14 protein-coding genes are annotated in these 15165 nt (G+C 42.5%); 12 read left to right on the plus strand and 2 right to left on the minus strand.

Going from position 1 to position 15165, the window contains the following annotated elements; all coding sequences use genetic code 11:
- Nucleotides 1-223: 223 nt before the first annotated feature.
- The gene (locus FHS10_RS05600) at nucleotides 224-1309 is read right to left on the minus strand and encodes a DNA topoisomerase IB (protein ID WP_259088345.1); all 1086 of its coding nucleotides are present in this window, start codon (nucleotides 1307-1309) and stop codon (nucleotides 224-226) included.
- A gap of 195 nt (nucleotides 1310-1504) precedes the next feature.
- On the opposite strand from FHS10_RS05600, the gene FHS10_RS05605 reads away from it, so the two are divergent.
- From FHS10_RS05605 to FHS10_RS05620, 4 genes are all read left to right on the plus strand, one after another.
- Nucleotides 1505-2938, plus strand: a complete 1434-nt coding sequence (locus tag FHS10_RS05605; RefSeq protein ID WP_259088346.1) for a sensor histidine kinase — start codon at nucleotides 1505-1507, stop codon at nucleotides 2936-2938.
- 9 nt (nucleotides 2939-2947) lie between these two features.
- The gene (locus tag FHS10_RS05610) at nucleotides 2948-3634 is read left to right on the plus strand and encodes a LytR/AlgR family response regulator transcription factor (protein ID WP_259088347.1); all 687 of its coding nucleotides are present in this window, start codon (nucleotides 2948-2950) and stop codon (nucleotides 3632-3634) included.
- Nucleotides 3635-3731: 97 nt separating this feature from the next.
- The gene (locus tag FHS10_RS05615; RefSeq protein ID WP_259088348.1) at nucleotides 3732-4640 is read left to right on the plus strand and encodes an RpnC/YadD family protein; all 909 of its coding nucleotides are present in this window, start codon (nucleotides 3732-3734) and stop codon (nucleotides 4638-4640) included.
- Nucleotides 4641-4826: 186 nt separating this feature from the next.
- Complete coding sequence (locus FHS10_RS05620; RefSeq protein ID WP_259088349.1) at nucleotides 4827-5855, plus strand: aldo/keto reductase; 1029 nt, start codon at nucleotides 4827-4829, stop codon at nucleotides 5853-5855.
- An 84-nt stretch (nucleotides 5856-5939) separates the two neighbouring features.
- On the opposite strand, the gene FHS10_RS05625 is transcribed toward FHS10_RS05620, so the two are convergent.
- Nucleotides 5940-6953 (minus strand): threonine aldolase family protein, encoded by a 1014-nt coding sequence (locus FHS10_RS05625; RefSeq protein WP_259088350.1) that lies wholly within the window; start codon nucleotides 6951-6953, stop codon nucleotides 5940-5942.
- 43 nt (nucleotides 6954-6996) lie between these two features.
- On the opposite strand from FHS10_RS05625, the gene FHS10_RS05630 reads away from it, so the two are divergent.
- The 8 genes from FHS10_RS05630 (at nucleotide 6997) to FHS10_RS05665 (ending at nucleotide 15086) form a co-directional block, all read left to right on the plus strand.
- The gene (locus tag FHS10_RS05630) at nucleotides 6997-7557 is read left to right on the plus strand and encodes a hypothetical protein (protein WP_259088351.1); all 561 of its coding nucleotides are present in this window, start codon (nucleotides 6997-6999) and stop codon (nucleotides 7555-7557) included.
- A 74-nt stretch (nucleotides 7558-7631) separates the two neighbouring features.
- Nucleotides 7632-8354, plus strand: a complete 723-nt coding sequence (locus FHS10_RS05635; RefSeq protein ID WP_259088352.1) for a hypothetical protein — start codon at nucleotides 7632-7634, stop codon at nucleotides 8352-8354.
- A gap of 464 nt (nucleotides 8355-8818) precedes the next feature.
- A complete protein-coding gene (locus FHS10_RS05640) occupies nucleotides 8819-10402 on the plus strand; it encodes an FAD-dependent oxidoreductase (protein ID WP_259088353.1) in 1584 nt (527 codons plus the stop codon).
- Between the two features lie 175 nt (nucleotides 10403-10577).
- Complete coding sequence (locus FHS10_RS05645) at nucleotides 10578-11747, plus strand: pyridoxal phosphate-dependent aminotransferase (RefSeq protein WP_259088354.1); 1170 nt, start codon at nucleotides 10578-10580, stop codon at nucleotides 11745-11747.
- A 107-nt stretch (nucleotides 11748-11854) separates the two neighbouring features.
- A complete protein-coding gene (locus tag FHS10_RS05650) occupies nucleotides 11855-12853 on the plus strand; it encodes a Hint domain-containing protein (RefSeq protein ID WP_259088355.1) in 999 nt (332 codons plus the stop codon).
- A gap of 339 nt (nucleotides 12854-13192) precedes the next feature.
- Nucleotides 13193-14029 (plus strand): SDR family oxidoreductase, encoded by an 837-nt coding sequence (locus FHS10_RS05655; RefSeq protein ID WP_259088356.1) that lies wholly within the window; start codon nucleotides 13193-13195, stop codon nucleotides 14027-14029.
- A gap of 120 nt (nucleotides 14030-14149) precedes the next feature.
- Nucleotides 14150-14680 (plus strand): c-type cytochrome, encoded by a 531-nt coding sequence (locus FHS10_RS05660; protein ID WP_259088357.1) that lies wholly within the window; start codon nucleotides 14150-14152, stop codon nucleotides 14678-14680.
- 187 nt (nucleotides 14681-14867) lie between these two features.
- The gene (locus FHS10_RS05665; RefSeq protein ID WP_259088358.1) at nucleotides 14868-15086 is read left to right on the plus strand and encodes a hypothetical protein; all 219 of its coding nucleotides are present in this window, start codon (nucleotides 14868-14870) and stop codon (nucleotides 15084-15086) included.
- The last annotated feature ends 79 nt before the right edge of the window (nucleotides 15087-15165 follow it).

A 15165-nucleotide genomic window follows, 5' to 3' on the forward strand; every position in this document is an offset into this window, starting at 1 on the left:
GTTGATTGGGTTGATTAAGTTGTGTAAGATCAGTTAATAGTTAATAAATAGTTCTTTATATTACTCATCAAACTAACTTGATCAGCCCAATCTGCATTGGTGAATGGTTTATTGAGTTGATTAGGTTGAATGGTTGATTAAGTTGTATAAAATGAACTGTTCTTATTCTGAATATTCTGATTCAGACAACCACTTAACTTAATCAACCCAATCAACTACTCACCTAACTCGCGATAGCGAGTTTTTCTGTTTCCAATAGCTTGATCAGTGCTTTTTCTGCAACATTAAGTTCGGCGGTTTTTACGTCTTCTTTCTCGTTTATACTATCGATATATTTAAAAATGGTGCCTTCTTCATAGCTTTTTATCACCGTTGGGTGCACATAGTATTTTTTACAAACTGTGCGGGTATTGCCCAGGTTAATGGCTACTTCATCAAGCACACTTACAATTTTCTTTTTACATTCGGTTACGTTGTTAAACTCGCCCGCCTCCTTAAAAGCATACAGGGCGCTCACGCTGCCGCTCCAGGTACGGAAATCTTTGGCAGTAAAGTCTTCGCCGGTAATTTCTTTCAGGTAAGTATTGATATCGCCCGATCCGATGCTGCATCGTTCGCCGGCCTCATTGTAATATTGAAAAAGTTCCTTGCCCGGGATGTCCCGGCATTGTTTAACCAGGTGGGCCAGCTTACGGCTTTGCAAGGCTACTTTATGAAAAACACCCTTTTTGCCCTTAAACTCAAATTGAATGTTCGACCCCTCAATTTTGATATGCCTGTTTTGCAGGGTAGTAAGGCCGAAAGAACCATATAGCTTTTTGTAAGATTCATTGCCTACACGGATGCTGGTAAGCTCCATCAGGCGCACCACCAGGGCTACTACTTTTTCATGATCAAGGTTGTGTCGTTTAAGGTCTTTATCAACCTGCTCACGTATAGCGGGCAAATGCTCTGCAAAAGTTTGCAGGCGGTGATATTTTGATTGATTACGGATCTGGTTCCAACCAGCATGATAGCGGTATTGCTTACGCCCCGCAGCATCAGTGCCGGTAAACTGCAGATGACCATTTTCATGGGGCGAGATCCACACATTGGTATAAGCCGGCGGGATCACCAGTTTGGTAAACCGGGTAACCAGCTCTTTATCCTTCACCAGTTTGCCATCGGTATCATAAAAACTCCATCCCTTGCCCGATTTTTTGCGTGTGTAGCCCGGCGATGAGTCGGACACGTAACGCAGACCAACAGCTTTAGCGGTAACCTTGGGGGCGCGGCCAATTTTTTCGAGTTTTTGAAGAAGACGGTTCATGGTGATACAACAAGGCGCCTTGGATTAAGTTTTAAAGCAACAATCAGTTATGAAATATCAATCAGATCGTTTTTTTAGATAAATAGCCTTATTCGTCACATTTTTAGGATGGTTTGTCACATTTTAATATTTGGCATATTAGCTTTTTGTACCATTGCATCAACAAATGCACATTTACCTTAATCACGAAATGCTATGTTCAAACAAATAAACCTCAAATTAAAAAATGATACTGCGCGTATCGAGTTTTGGATAGTAACCGGCTGCATAGCCCTGGCGCTGTTGCTTTCTATCATTGATGTCATTAGGGCTAACCAGTATGTTACCGCGCCGTTGTTATTTAATTATGCTATCATTTTTATTAGCTACGCCTTCCTTTGCTTTTACGTAGCCCCGGCCTTCGAGAACACGCAGGAGTCTGTTGCCAACAACACACTCTTTGTTTTCGTTTTTATTTCAGTTTGCTATTTGGTAGGAATAATTAATCTTTATTTTTCGGCACTTTTAGCGCTAAAAATCCTGCTTGTTTTTTTTAACCGGAACCGTAAAAATAAGTCGAATGCTTTGTATTACGAGGCGGCACTGCTCACAGCATCATGGATATTGCTCACCGTTGCCTTATTGTATGTTTCGGAACCGTTAATGCTAAAATTTTATTTTGCAATTGATGTACCCGTGGTTATAGTATCCTATTTATATGCAGTGCATGTGCTGCTGCCAAGGGTGGAATTTAAGCGCCATGCTTTGGGGCGTTATTTAGGTATCATGTTATTGGTTAGCGTGTTATCATGTTTCATTGTGATTTTGGTAGCCATGAGCCTTAAAGGAGAAAACAGGGTTTTTTATAACCCGGCGGCAGGTAATGCACTCAATATTGATATTGGCAATGACTCAAATATTGAACCGGTGTTTTTATTGAATTTAATTACGCAGCTGTTTATTGTAATTCCCTTAGCCCGTTATATTTACAAAGGCCGGCAGACCAAAAAGGATGAAGAGATCAAAACCCTGAAAACCGAACTGGGGAAATCTGATGCTAACCTCAATTTTTTAAAATCGCAGATCAATCCGCACTTTTTGTTCAATGCTTTGAATACCCTTTATGGCACCGCCTTGCAGGAAAACGCCGAGCGCACCGGCGAAGGCATTCAAAAGTTAGGCGATATGATGCGATTTATGCTGCAGGAAAATACCCAGGATACCATTTTCCTGTCGCGAGATATTGATTATCTGAATAATTATATCCTGTTGCAAAAGCTTCGTACGTCTACATCAGAGGATATTACTATAGAAACACAAATAGAGGAATATACAGGCCTGGCTATGATTACACCAATGTTGTTGATCCCTTTTGTTGAAAATGCTTTTAAGCATGGAATCAGCCTACAAAATCCATCTCACATACGTATAACGCTACAAACCAAGGGGGATACGTTGTATTTTGATGTGCATAACAGCATCCATATCCGGCATGACAACGACCCCGAAAAAGGACAGAGCGGTATTGGGTTAGAGAATGTGAAACAAAGGCTCAACCTGCTTTACCCGGAGCGGCATGATCTGTCAATTCATCAGAATGCCAAAGAGTTTTTTATTCATTTAACCCTGCAATTGGCCTCAAATAATTAATTTTAAATAATGATAGCCATTGCCATTGACGACGAACCTATTGCCCTTGATATAGTAAGATCGCATGCCGCCAAAGTTCCGTTTATCGATTTAAGGGCAACGTTTACCAACGCTTTTGATGCGCTTACCTACATCCAGGAAAATAAAACCGACCTTATTTTCCTGGATATCAAAATGCCCGATATCAGCGGGATGGACTTTTTAAGTACATTGAACCATCCGGTTATGGTTATTTTCACAACTGCTTATTCTGAACATGCCGTTAAAAGCTTTGAGCTGGATGCCGTTGATTACCTGTTAAAACCCTTTTCGCTTTCCCGCTTTTTAAAAGCCTGTAATAAAGCCTGGGAGCTTTATAGTTTACGTAACCGGAACACCCAACCTGATGAACCTGCCACCATATTTATTAAAGATGGTTACGAGCAAGTTAAGGTTAAGCTTGCCGATATTTTATTTATAGAAGCCGCCGGCAACTATACCAAGGTACACCGGCAAAGCGGCGAAATGCTGAGCACACGTATTACTATTACAGATATGTTGCAAATGCTGCCACCAGCTCAATTTGTACGCACCCACAGGGCCTTTATCGTAGCACGGGATAAGGTGGATAGGTTTGATCGATCGCAAGTGAATATCGGCAGTCATATTGTACCAATCGGCGCTACCTATGCCAATTGCCTGCAGGCGCTTTATTAGGTTGTGCGTGGTTGATTTTAAACGCCATTAAAAAAATGGCTGCACAAAAATGTTGCAGCTAAAAAAGCATCTAAGCATATTTCCTTATTATTGTTTGATGAGAAGAAATGACGATATTCTTTGGAAAGGAATACTGGAAGATGTTTTTGACGATTTTTTGCGGTTCCTTAATCCCGACGCTGATGAAGTATTTGACTTTGAGAAAGGTTTTGAATTCCTGGATAAGGAGTTGGAGCAGGTTTTTCCGCCCGAGGACGACGCCTACTCACCCAAAGTTATTGATAAGCTGGTTAAAGTATTTACAAAAAGCGGAAAGGAAGAATGGATACTGGTACATGTTGAAGTACAGGGACAGTATCAAAAAGATTTTAGCCGCCGGATGTTTACCTACTTTTACAGGATACTGGATAAATATCAAAAGCCAATAGTTGCCTACGCCATATTTACCGAAGAAAGTACCAAAAACAGGGCCGATCATTTCGCGATAAACTTTATGGGTACAAGTTTACGTTATACATTTAATACCTATAAAATAGCCGGCCAAAACGACGACGAATTGCTTGCAAGCGATAATCCGTTTGCATGGGTAGTGCTAACTGCAAAAGCCGCGCTTGCCGGTAAAAAGATCAAAGACAGCCTTGAACGCGATGAGCTTTTGCTTGGTTTGAAACTGAAATTAGTAAAAGTGTTGTTAACAAGGCAAATACCTAAAGGTAAAATAAGAACACTGATGAACTTTTTGAAGTATTACGTGCGCTTTGAAAACCGGGATATAAACGCTAAATTTGAACAAGAGGTAGAAATTTTAAAAGAAAGGAGCGCCACTATGGGTATCGAAGAACTTTTATTGGACAGGGCTAAGCAAGAAGGTAAACTTGAAGGTAAATTGGAAGGTAAACTGGAACAGACTATCGCTATGGCCATCGAACTTAAAAAAGAAGGATTAAGCCTGGAGTTTATTGCAAAAATCACTCAGCTTTCTGTTGAAGTAATAGAAAAACTATAGCCTTCGGTTTCGTCGCCGAACGGGATTTATTCGTTTTTTGTGATTTTGATACCTTCTTCTTCAATAATGCCTATAGTAAATCATCCTTACCCTTATTGTAACCCAACTTTTACCATTACCTGACCGTTTTGGCTTGGCATCGCCTTGTACTATTCCCTAACTTCACATCAACAAACATCAAACTTTATGAAATACAATTTTTTAGGAAATACCGGCTTGCTGGTTTCCGAGATCTGCTTTGGCACCATGACCTTTGGTGGTACCGGCTACTGGGAGGCCATCGGGCAGATCAAGCAAGAGGGCGTAAATGAGCTGATGAAAACCGTTGTCGACTCGGGTATCAACTTCATTGATACTGCCAATGTTTACTCTTTCGGCGAATCAGAAACATTATTGGGGCAATCTATAGTTGATCTGGGCCTTAACCGCCAGGAACTGATCATTGCTACCAAAGTGCGTGGCCGGATGGGGCAGGGGCCAAATGATACGGGGCTGTCACGTTATCATATCTTCAATTCGGTTGATGCCAGTTTAAAGCGTTTACAGCTGGATCATATTGACGTGCTGTATGTACATGGTGTAGATCTTAAAACTCCCGTAGAAGAGATTATGCGGTCGTTAAATGACATTGTGCTAAGCGGCAAAGTACGCTACATAGCCTGCTGTAACTGGCCCGCCTGGATGGTGATGAAAGCCGCAGGCATTGCCGAAAAAAATGGCTGGAATAAATTTGTTGGTCTGCAGTATTTTTACTCGCTGGCCGGCCGTGATATTGAAAGGGAGTTGTTGCCTGTCGCTGAAGATCAAAACCTGGCCGTAATGCCTTGGAGTCCGTTGGCTGGTGGTTTTATATCGGGCAAGTACACCCGTGATAACCAAACATCAGAAGGTTCACGCAGAGATAAATTTGATTTCCCTCCTCTTAATAAAGACAAGGCTTATGATATTGTAGATGTTATTGCCGAAATAGGCAATCAAAAAGGTGTATCGGCAGCGCAGATCGCTCTGGCCTGGGTACGCCTGCAAAAAGGCATCACCAGTACCATCATTGGCGCCAAAAATATCGATCAGCTGAATGATAACCTCAAATCTATCGAAGTGGAACTTTCTGCCGATGAACTCCATCGCATTGACGAAGTAAGCGCCCTGCCACGTGAATACCCTGGCTGGATGGTTGAACGCCAATCGGCAGATAGAGTACCGGGAGAAAAGTAATGAGTTTTGAGTAGTGAGTTTTAAGGTGTAATGAGCGATGAAGTTTTACATGCAACTCATCGCTCATCACAAAGAATTCATTACTCAAAACTCACTACTCAAAACTTTAACTACGTATTCCACCTGGTCGGCATGCACATCTAAATGGGTTACAAAACGGATGCGGTGTTTGGCGGTGTCGCTGGCTTTGATGCCTTTGGCAGCCAGTTTGGCTAATACTATGGCTGCCGGTTCAACGGTGTCAAATAACACGATATTGGTTTCTACAGGCATTACATTGGCTACCCAGCTTTGTTTGCCTAACTCTTCGCTTAAAATGCGGGCGTGGGCGTGGTCTATCTTCAATCTATCCACATGGTGATCTAAAGCATAAATGGCTGCCGCGGCCAGGAAACCGGCCTGGCGCATACCGCCACCCAACACTTTACGAATGCGGCGCGCATATTTAATGGTTGCCTTATCTGCCAGCAGTACCGAGCCTACCGGCGCACCTAAACCTTTGGACAAACAAACTGAAATGCCGTCAAAATACTGACCATAATCCAAGGCTTTATCACCAGTATGGGCAAGGGCGTTAAACACGCGTGCGCCGTCCAAATGCAGCTTTAAGCCTTTAGCCTGGCATAGCTGCGCAATAGGCGCTATGTTATCAAGCGTATAGCAGCTGCCGCCACCTTTGTTTACCGTATTTTCCAATACCACCAAACTGGTGTGCGGGTAATGAATGTTTTCGGCGTTGATCTCGGGCTCTATCATTTCGGGTGTAATAATGCCGCGGTAGCCATCTAATAATCGCGTTGATACGCCGGAGTTGAATGCTATGCCGCCGCCTTCATAGCGGTACACATGGGCGGTTTGGTCGGCGATAAGCTCATCTAAAGGCTGGGTAAAACATTTAATGGCTATCTGGTTGGTCATGGTGCCCGACGGGCAGAACAAACCGGCTTCCATGCCAAACATGGCGGCTGCCTTTTGCTCAAGTGTGTTTATGGTTTCGTCTTCGCCAAACACATCATCGCCAACTTTGGCGCTCCACATGGCTTCCAGCATGCCGGGGGTAGGTTTAGTAACAGTATCGCTGCGTAAATCAACAGTCATTTTAAAAAATTAAATTATTTTTGAAATTCAAATATCAACATCTATGCGTTCGTTTTTATTTTTATTCTGTATTTTAAGTGTTACTGTAATTACAAAAGCGCAGCAGGTAGATAAATTTAAAGCGGGTGCTTACGCCGATAGCCTTGGTAATCGGCATCCCGGTTTTATAAAACTTAAAATACCCCAGGGCGGCATTTTTAATATTGGCCATACTTATATTACCTACAAGGAAACGGCTACTGCTTTTGAGCATGATATTAACATCGGTGCAATAAAAAACTTTACCATGGGTGTTGATAGTTTTGTGGTGAGCCGTAACAATAATGTCAGTAAGGTGCCCATATTAGAGGTTTTGCTTAATACGCCGGTGAAAATTTATCATTCGGCGTTTTATGATCGTGGTAACATCCTGCTGCATACCAGCGATGGAATTTACCTGTTTGGCCCCGATCCTGATAACCTGGGTTTAATTACCCGGAAAAATTTCAAAGAGGTTTTGAGCCACATTATGGAGGCTAAACCAAATGCGGTAGCCAATATTCAAAATGGTACATTTACCTATTTTTATATGGATGACCTTATAAAGTACTATAAAGTACGATAATAAAGTTACACAATGTTAATAGGCGCACACACATTAAATTTGTAAAAACTGCGTTCATTCTATTTTAATTAGTTATGCGTTTAAATTTAATTATACTGTTTTTTATACTGGCTTGTGGCCCGGTGTGGGCCCAAAAATGGCAGCCCGGTAATTTTACCGATGTTAAAGGCAATCGAACGGTTGGGATGGTGCGGGTAAACCCCGGCGGCAAAGGCCCCATTAAAGACGAAGGTTTTATTGAATTCAGAGACGACCCTAAAGCAAATCCCTACAAACTTAGTGCAAGCGACCTGCGCAGCTTTGTGGTTGGGAAGGATAGTTTTGTAGTTGCCCATGCCCCGCAAAATGAATCATGGAACAAAGAGGAAACCGACTTTGTACAAGTGGTGTTAGACGCCCCTTTAAAGCTTTACATGGCTAAAGGCGGTACAGGCAGTGGTGGCAGCAGTGTACATTTTTCACCCGGTGTATCGGCCGGTTATGGTAGCGGCGGCTACGGCGGCGGACTGGGCGGTGGCGTAGGTATTTCCCTTGGAGGGGGAGGCGGTGGCGGCGGCGGAAAAAGCGGCAAAACCGTATATTATTATGGTGAAAGCACCGCCGAAATGAAACGCCTTACCGACGAGAACTTTGAAGATATAATGATAGAGATCATGGGAGATGAGGAGCAGGTGGTTGACAACATCAAAGAACATAAATTTAACCTGCGTAGTATGGATAAGCTGCTTGATTACTATAACAAAATGGCGGCATCACACGGTGCAGCCCCCCAGCCCCCTAAAGGGGGAGCTTTTTGATTGGCATGATGGTGCTTGTTAAAAGTTAATTTGGTATATTTGTATATATAACAAACAGCCCTGATATCTGTAACAAGATATCAGGGCTGTTTTGATAATAAGGGTAAGCGGAATAACAAAGTTGTTTTTATTATATAATTGATACCTAATTTGTTATCACTTTTTAAAGCCTGAAAAAGGCCTGAGCTTGGGATCTCGAAAGTATTAGTTTGGTAATCGGCAAGGTATTCAAAAGATAATGGAAAGGTGCAGAAAGGTTGTAGTTTGGATTCAAAATATAACTTTAAAAAGTATTGGGAAACGGACACCGTTTCTTAAAATGAATAGATGTTAATTTCTTGTTAAGAATGCATATAAATTCCATAGATATTATCATATTTAAAATAAATCGGCAATAATTTTATTAAATCGTTTAAAAAACTATCTTAGGGCTTGCATAATTGTAAAACACAAAAACAAGCCTATTGAAAACCATTACCCGCAGAGATTTTTTAGGAAAAGGTGCCATGCTTGCCGGTGGTGCCTATCCCGCAATGATGGCTTTGGGCCTGTTAAAACCGGCCCCTGCTCACGCCTTTAACCTGGAGGGAAGCGGCAAGGGAAAACACATCATTATTTTGGGCGGTGGCCTAGCCGGTATGACCAGCGCTTATGAGCTAACCAAATTAGGCTACCAATGTACTATCCTGGAAGCCCGCCAAAGGGCAGGCGGCCGTTGCTGGAGCATCCGTAATGGAAGCACCAACCAGGAAACTGATAAACCTACAGCCACGGCCAAATTTGATGAAGGGCAGTACTTTAACGCTGGTCCGTCGCGCATACCGCATCACCATGAGCTTACCCTGCATTATTGCAAGGAGTTGGGCGTACCATTACAAGTATATAATAATGTGAATGAGGGTGCTTATTACTTTGCCGAGGGCAAGGGGGCACTCTCCAACAAAAAGATCCGTGTACGTGAAGTTCATAACGATATCCGGGGCTATATGACCGAAATGCTTGCCAAAAGCATTGATCATGGCAGCCTGGATAGCAGCCTTACCAAAGAGGACGGCCAAAAAATCATCGAATACCTGCAGGCCGAAGGCGGTTTGGATATTGATAAGTTATACAAAGCATCTGCAAGGCGTGGTTATACCGAATCGCCTGGAGCAGGGGATAAGCCGGGCAAAATTGCCGATCCGCATAAACTGGCCGATCTGATCCACTCCGGCCTGATGGATCCTGATTTTTACAATGTTGCAGAATATACCTACGAACTGCAGATGACCATGTTCCAGGCTGTAGGCGGTATGGATCAGATTGCCAAAGCACTTGAAAAAAAGGTAGCCCCTATGTTAAAAATGGGTGCCGAAGTTACTGCCATCAACAACCTAACCGAAGGTGTACAGATAAAATATAAAGATGCACTTGGCGAGCATGTACTTATCGGCGATATGTGTATTTGCACTTTGCCATTGCCGGTACTAAGTAACATCAGCAATAACTTTTCGAGTGATGTTAGTCGCGCAATTGATTATATCGAATACATTAAAACCGGTAAAATAGGTTTACAGTTTAAGCGAAGGTTTTGGGAAGAGGATGAGCATCTGTATGGCGGCATCACCCACACTAACAACGATTTAACACAAATTTTTTACCCATCCTATGATTATTTAGGAAAAAAGGGTATCTTAATAGGGTATTACAATTTCAACGAAAAAGCGCAAAAAATTGGCGCTTTAAACTACGCCGAAAGAGAGAAGTTCGCGCTTGAAAAAGGCCGGTTGATCCACCCGCAATATAACAAGGAATTTGAAAGCTCGTTTTCGGTAAGCTGGCATAAAACAAAATATAATTTAGGCGGATGGGCGGTTTACAATACCGATACACGTAAAACGCAATACCCCGCGCTATTAAAGCCAGATAAGCAGGTATACTTTGCCGGCGAACACCTAACCTACTTAAACGCCTGGATGGCAGGAGCATTTGAATCGGCGCGGAGCACCGTAGCCGCGCTGCATGCCCGGGTAACAGATGGAAGGGCGAGTTACCCGACTGTGAAATAGAAGGGGAAAAGAGTCAAGAACCAAGAGTTAAGAATTAAGACGGCTGCAGGAAAAGGTTTTTGGAACGGAATTAAGTATTGAACTTTTTTAAACTATATCAACAGAATTGTAACGAATACGAATTATTTGTCTTGGCTCTTGATTCTTGACTCTTAATTCTAAACAAAAAACCACCATGGCAAACTCACTTAACCGCAGAAACTGGATTAAATCCAGCGCATTTATGGCCGGGGGACTGGCCTTCTTTTCGGGAACCATCAGCAAGCTGGCCGCAATGCCCGTTGCTAAAAAGCTGGCCCCGCTGGCTAAACGCTTTACCGATCTGGATGCTATTGCAGGTGCTCCGCCGGTATTAAAAGCACGTTTGCTGGCTAATGAAAACCCTTTTGGTCCGTCGCCTGCGGCAAAAAAAGCAATCCAGGAAGCTATCGATCTGGGTTATCAATATCCTATGCAGAGTATGGGCATGCTTTATGATAAAATTGCTGCTTACGAGGGAATATCATCAGGTAACATCCTTATGGAATCCGGCTCGTCGCCATTGCTGCTTGCCGCTGCTATGTATTACAGTAAAGGCGGAAAAAGTATTATTACCGGCGATCCATCGTATGACGATTTGCCGTCGCACGCCGAGCGATTAGAAGGCAAATGGATAAAAGTACCATTGACCACCGATTACAAGCTCGATCTGGACGCCATGGAGGCAAAAATAGATGCCAACACAGGCTTGGTTTATATCTGTAACCCTAATAACCCGACTGCCACCGTATTGGATACCGCCAAACTGAAAGCGTTTTGTGAACGTGTATCCAAAAAAGTAACCGTATTTGTTGATGAGGCTTACATCGATTACCTGCCCGATCCTAAAGGCAGCAGTATGATAGATACCATGAAAGCCGGCAATAACATCATTGTAGCCCGTACATTTAGTAAGTTATATGGTTTTGCAGGTCTGCGTTGTGGTTACGTTGTTGCCCAGCCAGAAACTATTAAAGCTTTATCAAATTATACAACAGGTTTCTCTTTATCTGCCACAACAATCGCAGGTGCCCTTGTTGCTTACCGCGAAGAGGCATTTTTAAAAGAAGCTTTAGAAAAAACATTAGCATCAAAAGAGTATTTATACTCGGTACTGAAAAAAGAAGGCTACGAATATATCCCATCGTCAGCAAACTTTGTGATGTTCCCGCTAAAAATGGATAGCAAGAAATTTGTAAGCGAAATGATGAAACGCGGCGTGGGCGTACGCAGCTGGCAGTTTAACGGCAAAGAATGGTGCCGTGTAAGTATCGGCCGTATGGATGAAATGGAGGCATTTGCAGATGCGTTTAAGCAACTATCTTAAGCCCCACCCAACCCTCCCCTAAAGGGGAGGGCTTTTAAAATTAATAATAATTATACAACTAACAAATCAAAGTCTCACCCTTCAGGGGGAGATTTAGAGGGGGCTTTATGCGCAAACTAACACTAACTCTACTTTTATCATCGGCTATTTATTTAAGCAATGCTCAAACCGCGGCAGTTAACCCAAGGCCGCTTACCATGGATGAGTATACCAAGGCCCAGGGCTATACCATTGCCAATTTGGATCAGGATACCTACGTAAAATTCGATAACGCTTACGTGCTTGATAGGTATGAAAGCCGGAAGCCTTATTTTATTACCGGATCTGATGGACTAAAAAAGCGCATCGACCTGTATAAACTGGTTGCTAAGGAGGGCATGCAGGAAATTGGCCTGATGGTGTTTTATACCAACGAAAAAGGCAAAATGTACAAGGCCTTAGTTCCCGATTTTACCGCTGATGCTAAAGTTTGGGAAAAATACTTTTTAGATATCGATAACATCAATAAAGAGGAAACCAATTTTATCCTGAAGCTATCATACGTACTATCTAAAGAAATGAGCTTTCAGCAATATAAAATGCTGAATGGTGGCAAGGATATGAAAGAGGAATCGGCTACCTATGGCAACGATATTTGTTTCCCAGGCGATGAAATGGTTACCATGGCGGGCGGCGGTACCAAAATGCTTAAAACAGTCAAACCAGGCGACGCGGTGATCACCATCGATCCAACAACCAATAAAAGTTCGGTAGTAAAAGTAAAAGAACTAACCACTCACGATGCTAAAAACTATGCGTTAACCCGTTTAGTATTAGTTTCGGCAGTGGTAACGGATACAAAGGTTGGTCAGTTTATCAACCTTAACTCAAAAATATTACAGGCCACGCCAAACCACCCTATGTTGACTAAACAGGGCAATCAGAAAATGGGTGAAATTAAAACCGGCCAGGAAGTACTTTGCTTAAATGACCAAACCGGCAAATATGAAGCCTTCATTGTACTCCAAAAAACAGAGAAGGGAGGCGGTATTCAAAAAGTATATAACATTGTGGTCGATGGCGGCAGCACGCTGCTGATGAATGGTGTTATGGTGATGCAGAAGTAGGAGCAGCCCAAACCCTCCCCTAAAGGGCTACTGTGTGTACACATCTTTCTATAAAAAGAAAAATGTCATTTCGATAGAGGGAAGGAGGGCATGTGCGGGGCGCGAAAGAGAAATCTTATACAACTCGCAAGGCCGAATGTCCGCTTGTACAAGATTTCTCCTCACCCCCGGCGCGCAATGCCCCGCTGGTTCGTTCGAAATGACATCAATTTTGTTTAGTGATACGATTTCAAAAGATCTGTACACATAGTAACCCCTAAAGAGGGAGGGTTTAAAAATGTTGTATTATTGCAATATGCAAATCAAAAAGTTTCCCCTTCAGGGGGCGGAGGGGGCCTCATGGCAATAAAAACAACGGTTATAACAGGTGCAACATCGGGCATAGGCGAGGAAACCGCCCTCGCATTGGCTAAAGAGGGGCATGCCCTTTATTTACTGGTGCGCAATATTATTAAAGGCGATGAGCTTAAAAAACGGCTCATTACGGAAACTGGCAATACTCAAATTTATATCGTAAAATGCGATCTGGCCGATCTGCAGAGCGTCAAAGATGCGATTGCCGAATTATCAGGTAAGCTATTTGCCATCAATATACTGATTAACAATGCAGGTGGTGTTTTTCAGCAGCGCGAGCTAAGTAAGGATAGGTTTGAAATGACCTTTACTACCAATCATTTGGGCCATTTTTTGCTCACCAACTCTTTGATGCCGTTGCTGCAAAAAGGGCAGGCGCGTATCATCAATGTAAGTTCTGAAGCTCATAAAATGGGCGTTCGGCAATTTGATGATTTGCAATGGGAGCAATCCTATAATGCCTGGAAAGCCTATGGCATGAATAAACTTTTCAATATCTATTTTACCCAATCATTGGCTTCAAAATTTGGTAACACCGGTATACTTGCTTTTTCGCTACACCCTGGCGTGGTAAGCACCGGGTTTTGGAACGGGTTTAAAGGTTTTAAAAAACTATTGGTAGGATTGGGGCGGTCATTCTTCATGATTTCTGCAAAGCAAGGTGCCGAAACCACGGTATTCCTGGCAACAGCTCCACGGCTTGATAAATATAACGGTAGCTATTTTAAAAAGAAAAAAGTGGCTAAAACGTCGGCAATAGCCACTGATACAGGTGCAAGGGATAAACTATGGGCTATCAGCGAAAAGCTGTTAAGCAGGTAGTTTAGTTCGGTTTTTATTAATCAGTGTATCTGAAAAGTTACCTCGCGTTCATCTAATTAAAAGTTGTAACATTCAAACTTAATATCTACATTAGATGACTTAAATATGACAATTATGCTGATGAACAAAAAAATGTTGGTCACGCTGGGTTTAATGTCAGTAGTCGTGCTTGGGGCCATGACTTCTACAACACCTAAACCGGCTGATGAAGGTTGGAAAAACCTTAAAGTATTGCCTAAAAGTATTACCAAAGATCAGCTTCACGAAGTGATGGAGGAGTGGGAGCATTCATTGGGGGTACATTGCAATTTTTGCCATGTACGTGATGAAGCTGCCAAGCAAATGGATTGGGCAAGCGATGCTAAACCTGAAAAAGGAATGGCACGCGATATGTTCAAGATGATGGATAAGATCAACGATAAATATTTTCACGCTAAAAAAGATTCGTTAGGAATGGTTTTGAAGGCCGGTGTTAATTGTAATACCTGTCATAGGGGCACTGCGCACCCAGAAGTAACTGTACCTGCAGGTCGTGGCCCGGGTGGCCCTCCTCCGGGTGGTCCGGGTATGCCTCCGCCTCCGGGCACTGGCCCGGCTGGTCAGTCAGGACCGCCGCCGGCAGGTACTCCGGCACCAGATAAAAAGGAGTAGTTTACCTTAGTACGTAATTTTTGAAACGCTGTTAATTTTAAATTAACGGCGTTTTTTGTTAATGGGTAAAAAGAGGGCTAAAAAATGTAATGGTAATTTTTTTAGCCTCTTAATTAAAAGTTCATTGTAAATTCATGATTTATAGTTAATTTGCTTAAAAATAGTACCCCTAATTAATAACTATATTATGACAGCCGATTTAGATACAAAAACAGGTATCAATAAGATTGTTCAAATAAAACCTGTTACTAATCAACAAGAATTGCGTTGCCGTGGTTGTGCAGGTAGCTTATCCCGCATAAAGCGCGGCCTGTTTGTAAGAACTTTTTTATCCTGGCTGCCTGTTAAGCATTATGTTTGTTATCGTTGTAGCCGTAAAACGTATCGTTTAGATAGAAAGGCATAGCTGTAAAAATATTGTAATTCTGCAATAGGCCATTTCATTTCTTTTTTATTATCCAACTAAAAATCCTATTGCCAGGTTG

The organism is Mucilaginibacter dorajii, from assembly GCF_024808255.1.
Taxonomy (GTDB): Bacteria; Bacteroidota; Bacteroidia; order Sphingobacteriales; family Sphingobacteriaceae; genus Mucilaginibacter; species Mucilaginibacter dorajii.

Coding starts and splice junctions, on each gene's coding strand:
- FHS10_RS05600 (WP_259088345.1), bottom strand. CDS start 1,309: ATGAACCGTCTTCTTCAAAAACTCGAAAAAATTGGCCGCGCCCCCAAG.
- FHS10_RS05605 (WP_259088346.1), top strand. CDS start 1,505: ATGTTCAAACAAATAAACCTCAAATTAAAAAATGATACTGCGCGTATC.
- FHS10_RS05610 (WP_259088347.1), top strand. CDS start 2,948: ATGATAGCCATTGCCATTGACGACGAACCTATTGCCCTTGATATAGTA.
- FHS10_RS05615 (WP_259088348.1), top strand. CDS start 3,732: ATGAGAAGAAATGACGATATTCTTTGGAAAGGAATACTGGAAGATGTT.
- FHS10_RS05620 (WP_259088349.1), top strand. CDS start 4,827: ATGAAATACAATTTTTTAGGAAATACCGGCTTGCTGGTTTCCGAGATC.
- FHS10_RS05625 (WP_259088350.1), bottom strand. CDS start 6,953: ATGACTGTTGATTTACGCAGCGATACTGTTACTAAACCTACCCCCGGC.
- FHS10_RS05630 (WP_259088351.1), top strand. CDS start 6,997: ATGCGTTCGTTTTTATTTTTATTCTGTATTTTAAGTGTTACTGTAATT.
- FHS10_RS05635 (WP_259088352.1), top strand. CDS start 7,632: ATGCGTTTAAATTTAATTATACTGTTTTTTATACTGGCTTGTGGCCCG.
- FHS10_RS05645 (WP_259088354.1), top strand. CDS start 10,578: ATGGCAAACTCACTTAACCGCAGAAACTGGATTAAATCCAGCGCATTT.
- FHS10_RS05650 (WP_259088355.1), top strand. CDS start 11,855: ATGCGCAAACTAACACTAACTCTACTTTTATCATCGGCTATTTATTTA.
- FHS10_RS05655 (WP_259088356.1), top strand. CDS start 13,193: ATGGCAATAAAAACAACGGTTATAACAGGTGCAACATCGGGCATAGGC.
- FHS10_RS05660 (WP_259088357.1), top strand. CDS start 14,150: ATGAACAAAAAAATGTTGGTCACGCTGGGTTTAATGTCAGTAGTCGTG.
- FHS10_RS05665 (WP_259088358.1), top strand. CDS start 14,868: ATGACAGCCGATTTAGATACAAAAACAGGTATCAATAAGATTGTTCAA.